This window comes from Bradyrhizobium sp. LeoB3 (genome assembly GCF_055456055.1).
Window position 1 is genome coordinate 1 of record NZ_JBVBEF010000181.1, and the last position, 7,367, is coordinate 7,367.

General features: G+C 59.4%; 6 protein-coding genes. 4 read left to right on the plus strand and 2 right to left on the minus strand.

Annotated features, from left to right (window positions below):
- The first annotated feature begins 238 nt into the window (after positions 1-238).
- The 4 genes from ACZXDY_RS43805 to ACZXDY_RS43820 all read left to right on the plus strand — a co-directional run bounded on the left by ACZXDY_RS43805 (position 239) and on the right by ACZXDY_RS43820 (position 3,385).
- A complete protein-coding gene (locus tag ACZXDY_RS43805; RefSeq protein WP_464349756.1) occupies positions 239-871 on the plus strand; it encodes a tyrosine-type recombinase/integrase in 633 nt (210 codons plus the stop codon).
- A gap of 377 nt (positions 872-1,248) precedes the next feature.
- The gene (locus tag ACZXDY_RS43810; RefSeq protein ID WP_464349757.1) at positions 1,249-1,626 is read left to right on the plus strand and encodes a hypothetical protein; all 378 of its coding nucleotides are present in this window, start codon (positions 1,249-1,251) and stop codon (positions 1,624-1,626) included.
- Between the two features lie 486 nt (positions 1,627-2,112).
- Complete coding sequence (locus ACZXDY_RS43815) at positions 2,113-2,421, plus strand: nuclear transport factor 2 family protein (protein ID WP_464349758.1); 309 nt, start codon at positions 2,113-2,115, stop codon at positions 2,419-2,421.
- A gap of 502 nt (positions 2,422-2,923) precedes the next feature.
- On the plus strand, positions 2,924-3,385 hold the full coding sequence (locus ACZXDY_RS43820) for an ion channel (protein WP_130577570.1): 462 nt from the start codon (positions 2,924-2,926) through the stop codon (positions 3,383-3,385).
- A gap of 288 nt (positions 3,386-3,673) precedes the next feature.
- On the opposite strand, the gene ACZXDY_RS43825 is transcribed toward ACZXDY_RS43820, so the two are convergent.
- Positions 3,674-5,281 (minus strand): DHA2 family efflux MFS transporter permease subunit, encoded by a 1,608-nt coding sequence (locus tag ACZXDY_RS43825; protein ID WP_464349759.1) that lies wholly within the window; start codon positions 5,279-5,281, stop codon positions 3,674-3,676.
- Positions 5,278-6,834, minus strand: a complete 1,557-nt coding sequence (locus tag ACZXDY_RS43830; RefSeq protein WP_464349760.1) for a hypothetical protein — start codon at positions 6,832-6,834, stop codon at positions 5,278-5,280. Before ACZXDY_RS43830 ends, ACZXDY_RS43825 begins: the two co-directional genes overlap by 4 nt.
- Positions 6,835-7,367: the final 533 nt, after the last annotated feature.

The window sequence follows — 7,367 nt, forward strand, 5'->3', positions numbered from 1 at the left end:
CGGAGCAGGTGGTCGGCCGGAATATGCCTTTCGAGTGAGAACTCATAGAACAGCGCAGCCTGTTCGACTTGCCGATGTCCCATCATGACCTTCAGTCCTGCCAATTAGACAGTCTGAATCCCTGATATCTCTGCGCCGCAACAGCCGTCTTTTTCAACGGAATCGTCTCAAAGCGGACGCGGGATTGGAAGGGCTCCGGGCTGAAAATGACCAGCCTCACTAGCTGAGGAGGTCAACCATGACCGATATCCCAAGCACCATCCCTGCCGTCTCTAAATACGCTCCTTGGAACAAGGGGAAGATCGTCGGCGCAAAGCCGCCGCTCCGTCCCAAGCATGTCTGGTCGATCCGAACCAAGCTCCAGGTCGAAGGCCGAACGCGTGATCTGGCGCTGTTCAACGTCGCCATCGACAGCAAGCTGCGCGGCTGCGATGTAGTCGCATTGAAAGTCGATGACGTTGCGCCGGGCGGGTGTACGGCCGATCGCGCGATCGTCCGACAGAAGAAGACCGGTCGGCCAGTCAAATTAGAACTAACGGACTCGACCCGTCAGGCCATCGATGACTACCTGCGGGTGACCGTCAAGAAGTCAGGCGAATACCTGTTCACCGGACGGCGGCGGGCCGGACACATGACGACCCGCCAGTATGCCCGCCTTCTGTCCCGCTGGATCGCCGACATCGGGTTAGACCCGCACCTGTTCGGGACGCATTCCCTTCGCCGGACCAAGGCGACCTTGATCTATCGCCGAACCGGCAACCTGCGAGCCGTACAGCTCCTTCTGGGGCATACCAAGATCGAGAGTACCGTTCGATATCTCGGCATCGAGGTCGACGACGCCCTCGCGATAGCCGAACAAGTTGACGTCTGACTTCGGGGGCAGAGCAGACGTCCTCTGCGCTGCCCTTACAGACGGCTCCGGGCCAACAAGTGACATTCGCGAGGGTGAACGATGCCGCCAACGGCGGCCGCCTTACTTCCTATTGTCTCTGACATGGGCTGCGAGCCTATCAAGCTGGGTCGCCAGACTGGAAAGGCTCCGGGCAATGTTTATCAGCATGGCCGCGCATTCTTTGGGAACGTCAGGTTGTTTGCGCGAGGGATTTGTATTCGCTGACGAGCTTTTGGTATCGTGAAGCGGTGAGCATTGCAGGATGCTCCTAAACGAACAGCATCCTTTCTAAACACCACGACGCCCCATATCGTCTTCGCCTCACAAATAAATCAAGACAAAGCGACGAGATAACTGTGAAGCTGAAAGCAACCATCATCGTCGCAGCGCTGCTAGCTGCAACGGCTGCAGATGCCGAGACGATCGATCTGAAATGCTGGGCGCGGGGCCTTGCGGGTGGCGGGCGCAACTCGGTCTACATAAACGGGGAACAGGTCACGGTTAATCTGGACGAGGGGACGATGCGCTCTCGGACATTCGGAAGCAATTTGGCCGTTCACGCCACAGATACGCACTTGTTCTTTGAGACGGCGCTTACGCTCGGCAACATTTGGCAACATCTGTTCGACCCGACCGCTGTCTGGCAAGGTTTCATCAACCGCGTCGACGGCACGCTTAAGGCGCATAAACGCGACGGTACCGTCATCAGCGGGCACTGCCAGCTGGTCGGCTGAACCTGCCCATGTCGCAGATGGGTCAGATTCGGAATTGGCGGGCCAGCGCATCTTGGACCGTTTTCCACCCGTTAGCTGACCTACTCTTCGGGGTCGCGATGGCAGCCAAGGGCCAATTCCGGACTCATGCGATGCAGCAGAGTGGCCGCTTATTCCATTACCTCGTCGACGAGGGGGAGAGACGCGTGGGCGCGTCGAGGCCAAGCACCTTCAGTTTTGAGGTTGATCACAAGCTCGTATTTTGTGGCGGCCCGATACGTACCAAATCGACAATTGTTTCGATGCTGTTTCGCAGCGAGCTAGAACATTGTTCCACTTGAGCGTGGGCCTCGCGTTCAGCCGTCTACTTCGAGGCGGCGACCCCTTGCTGCGCGCTTTACCAAGACGATATGAGACATGGCGCATCCGCCGACGACGGCATAGTGCGTCTGCAAATCGCCAGTTCAAAAAGCCCAAGGAATCAATTCTTAATTGGGAGTCGCGATCATGCCTGCCAGAACCACCGTCGAAGCCTTCATTGCCCATGTGATTTCCGGCGACCACGTCGGCGCAATCCGCGACTGGTATCACGATGACGCGTGGACGCAGGAAAACCAAGCGCCGCCCCTCCAAGGGGGCCGAGAGGCGCTGATGAAGCGTGAGGCCGCGATGATGGAGCGCAGCCAATCGGTTAGAACCGAACTACTTGGCGGTCCGATGATTGAAGGCGACCAGGTTGCGATTCGCTGGCGCTTCACCTTCGTCTTCAAGGATGGAGGCAAACTGCAACAGGAAGAGGTCGCATGGCAAACCTAGCGAGGTGAGAAGATTGCCACAGAAACATTCTTCTATGACCCGGCACAGCGCGGTTGACACACGCTTGATGTGTCAACATCGTCGTGTGGGGGGCCGCGCCGGGTCGTTATGTTTCCGCGTTGGCCTCATTGCCACCTGCCCTGCGCGCACGCGAAGTCTGGCCGCTGGTCTCTCGTGAGCATCACCGCCGCACAATCGCCGCCACCTGCGAGAGTCGGCCGCCGAGACCATCGCCCTGCTTCCGCGCCATCGATCGTCCGCTTTCGGGAGGAGACAAGTAGTCCTGAAGGGCCGAGATGGGTCGCATGCTGGCGGGCGGTTCAGCAGCCGTTTCGGAGCGAGCTAGAGTTCTTTCCTGCCGATCCCAATTTGACGTCAGCACAAACCGGTTGGCGTATGGTGTACCACCGTTTGAACCGTCCATAGGGCGGCCCGGGTGATGGCGGTCCGAACGTTATTCGTCCCAACCCAGAACATTGGCCGGGATGTGGCGGTGCAAAAGATGACGCAAAATCATCAATTCGCGATTCTCTTTCCGTTGATGGTTGGCGTAGGCGCAGTCGTATGTACGATCTTCGTCCATGCGCTCGCGATGGTCGCGACGGTAAACCTCTTTCGCTATGAGAGGAAACGCGGGCGCGCAGGCAGCGGCGCCTTGATCGATCTTTCAATCCTGGCGCTGGCTATATCTTTCGCGTTCGTAGCGCACCTGATTGAGATCGCTTTATGGGCAGCGTTGCTCGTCCTCTGTGGAGAATTTAAAGAATTCGGAATCGCCTACTACTGCTCGGCGGTCAACTACTCGACTCTGGGCTACGGGGATGTGCTTCTGACCCCGTCGTGGCGGTTGCTGGGACCGCTGGAGGCAACGAACGGAGCGCTCATGTTCGGTGTTTCGGCCGCAATGGTCTTTGCTGTTATACAACGCTTGGTTCTGGCTAGGTTTGAGGATCTTAGGCACTGAGTATTTGTCAGAATCGTTGCTATCTTGACGTGCCTGGCGAACGAAAGGTGGATCGCCAAGATGATTGAATGTAAATCCGGTGGGCGGAGCGGCATCGGGCGCAAAGACAGAGAGGCGATATATGCCTGCACCGATCTCATCGATCCTGGTTTCCATGACAAGCTCTCCCAACAGTGACCTTACGGTCGATTAGCGGCCGAGTTGTGGATGTGCCGGATCGGCGGCTCCGTGCCAATACGCGACATCGTTCTGTCACCTCGTCGGCGCGCGGCATCCGGCATGGACACCTTATTCGGCACCGATATGTGCGCCTTTCTCAGCCACCGAACGCTTCATCAGCAACACCGCAAGTATCGGCGCCAGCATCACCACGGCCAACAGCCAAAAGACATCGAAATAAGCAAGTGACGATGCCTGCTGCTGCCGCAAGTTCTCGAGCGCCTGCCAGGCCAGTTGCTGCGCTGCGGACGGGTCGCCGGTCTGCTGCAGGAACACTGCCTGGGCCTGATGGAGGAAGGAAGCCACATTAGCGTTGAAGGAATCAAGGGGCTCGCCAAGCCGCAGGGTGTGAAACTGGTCGCGGCGCTCCTGAATTGCCTGCGCCAGCGATGTCCCCACACTGCCTCCCTCGTTGCGAAGCAGACTGAGCAGACCGACCGCCGCTCCACGCAACAACGGTGGCGTATAGAGATAGGCCGCTACATTCGCAGGCGCAAAGCACATCGAGAGTCCGAAGACCAGCATCACCCGAGGCCAGACGACCTGGCCCGGGCTGATGTCGAGGTTCATCTGCGACATCCAGTAGTTTCCGACCGCCATGACCAGCAGGCCGGCGGCGATTAACCACCGGGCATCGGTCCCTCGGCCAAGTGCCAGGCCGACAAACGGCATTGCCAAAAGCGCGGCGAACCCAGCCGGCGACATGACCAACCCCGCGCTGAGAGCATCATAGCCGAACAGAGATTGAAGCAGGGCTGGCAACGATGTGCTGGCGGCGTAGAGGACTGCGAAAGCGCAAAAGATGATGAAGCAGCATGCAGCGAAATTTCGCTCCCGCAGGGGGCGGAAATTGACCACTGGGCCGCGGTGGCGTAACTCCCAGACGATCAGCGCGGTCAGACCCACAACGACAAGAATTGCCAGTGTCTGCACACGCCAGAACGGATCGCTCAGCCAATCCCACTCCTGTCCCTTGCTGAGCATCACCTCCCAGGAGACCATGACGATCACCAGGAGTGACAGGCCGAGTACATCAAAACGCAACGGCTGCCTTCTCAATTCCAAACGCTGCCTTGTGAGATAGTCCGGATCCCGGAGTAGCGCATAGCAGGCAGCAAGCGCCAGCAGACCGACCGGAACGTTGATGAAGAACACCCAGCGCCACGAATAACTGTCCGTGATCCAACCGCCAAGGGTCGGACCGACGACCGGCGCCAAAAGGGCAGCCAGGCCAAAGAGCGTCATCGCAATGCCTTGCTTCTCCTGTGGAAAGGCGTCCAGCAGCACGCTTTGGCTGGAAGGCTGAAGACCGCCGCCCGCCAGGCCCTGCATGACACGAAACACAATCAGCTGACTGAGGCTGGTTGCCATTCCACACAAGCCGGAGGCGAGGGTGAAGACGGCGATCGACAGCAGGAAGTAGTTGCGGCGACCGAGATGCGCCGACAGCCAGCCGGTAATCGGCAGGATGATGGCGTTGGCGGCGAGGTAGCTGGTGATGACCCATTCGCCGTCGTTGACGGTCGCCGACAGGCCGCCGGCGATATATCGCAGTGCGACCACAGCGATGGTGGTGTCGAGCACCTCCATGAAGGTCGGTATTATGACGACGGCGGCTACAAGCCACGGGTTCACCTCTGTCGGGGATCTGGAGGGTGAAAGTGCCAACTCGGTCATTTGTCGACACCCGGTGGGCTCGCAGCCGGAGCGCCGGCCGGCGATGGTTGCATGTTGCTTTGAAGGAATTTCCCGGCATCGGGTCCGGTGGGTGGCTTGTTGATATTGACGTAGGGAACGACCGATGTGCCGATGAACAGAGGGGTCTTGTCCGGGTCGTATCCTTCAAGCTCGATCCGAACCGGGAGTCGCTGGACGATCTTGACGAAGTTGCCCGTGGCATTCTGCGGCGGGAGCAATGCGAGCGTCGATCCGGTCCCCATGGTGAAGCCCGCGATCCGGCCCTTGAAGACCTGTTTGCCGCCGTACATGTCGACATAGAGATCAGCAGTCTGACCGATGCGCAAGTCGCGCAACTGCGTCTCCTTGAAGTTGGCATCGACCCAGATCTCGCTGAGCGAGCGGAGCGCCATCAAGTTCTGCCCGACCTGGACATCATTGCCGGGATTGACGTTGCGGCGCGTGACAACGCCGTCGATCTCGGCGGCGACGTCGCAATAGCGAAGGTCGAGTTCAGCCAGAGCGAGGTCGCGTTTGGCGGCAGCGAGCTTGGCCTCGGCCTGCTTGACGGCCGGCGCCTCCGCGGCCAGCCGATCGAACGTGCGGTTGACGTCGCCTTTGGGATCGAGCTTATAGAACTCCTCGAGCATCTGCTTCGGAGTCTGGTTATACGAATGCAGAACGCCGAGTTCAGCCGCAGTCTGAATCAGCCCCGCCTGCGCTTGCAGGACCGAAGAAAACGTCTGATCGAGATCGGGCGGCACCCGGTCAAGATCCGCGCTGTCTTCGGGCTGCGTCTGCAGGCCCAAAGAGACACGGACCTGATTCACATCCGCCAATGCCTGGACGATACCCGCTTGGGCAATCGACAACGACGCCTGACGTTGATCATAGAGCTCGCGGCTCGCCGTCTCAGATACGACCAGGCGCGCTGTCCGGTCGAACTCCTGCTGCGCGAGTGTAAGTGTCGCCTTCGCCTTCTTGAGCGCGGCGACCCGAGCATGCAGCAGGGCTATCTGGTTTTCGACGTTCTCAATGGCTTGTTGCAATTGCCAGCGCCGGCTCATGGCTTGTGCTTCGATGCCCCGCACCGTGGCCCGGGTCGCGTCGAGATCCGCCTGGGCGGTGTCGACGGCCGCTTTCTTCACGGCGACCGCGTCCCGAAATGGCTCCTTATCGAGTTCAACGAGAAGATCTCCCTTGTGCACACGGTTGTTGTCATCCACCAGAACCCGGGCAACCTGACCGCGTACACGGGGAGCGACGAACGTCACGTGTCCGTTCACGAAGGCGTCGTCGGTCGAAACCGTGCTGAGCACGAACCGGATCCAGGGGATGGCATAGACCGCGGCCGCAATGACCACAGCGCCGACCACACCGATCAGCAACTTTCGCCGCCGTGTGAACCGTTGCTTCGCTGGTGGGGCGGCCGTCGAAACAGGATCTGCCTGCCGTAATTTCCCGTCACGATCGACCGTAGCGCCCGCTTTAGCTGTTGCGGGCGTCTCGACCGCAACTGACTCGTTGCCATGCTCGGTTATCTCGGGAGGCATTGGAGATCCCTCCTAACGATGGTCTCTCAACGCAATCGGGTCGCGTTGATCGCCGACACTTATGCTTCTCGTTGTCGTGGTCGATCGACTGCAGCTCTATCTTTGCAAATGGATGCTCGGCGGGACTTCCAGCGTCATGACACTGGCTCAAAGCTCGGGGAACTGCTTGTTGTGGGTAGACGTCGTTAGCGAGCCACTACCTTGTCCGGTCGTGTCGCGGCGGGCCCGGGAAAAGCAGGTCGTTGGCTCGGGGCCAAAAGCCAGGCGTTGACCGGCGGCCGGTGCGCTCCATTTAGCCAGCTTACCACCAACATGTCGGAATTGGCACGCCCAACTTTTACTCAGATCAGAACATCACATGGGAACCGTATCCGTTCTGCACGTCGGGACAGACCGGGTAATGCCAGAACCAACCTTTCCTGGAAGGCATGGGACCGAATGTCTGTTGAGGGTCAATCGCGCCGATTTGCCCCTCAGCCCGAGACTTCCGGTCTATCCCCAACTGCGGACATGTCTACGCGCTGCGCAAACTG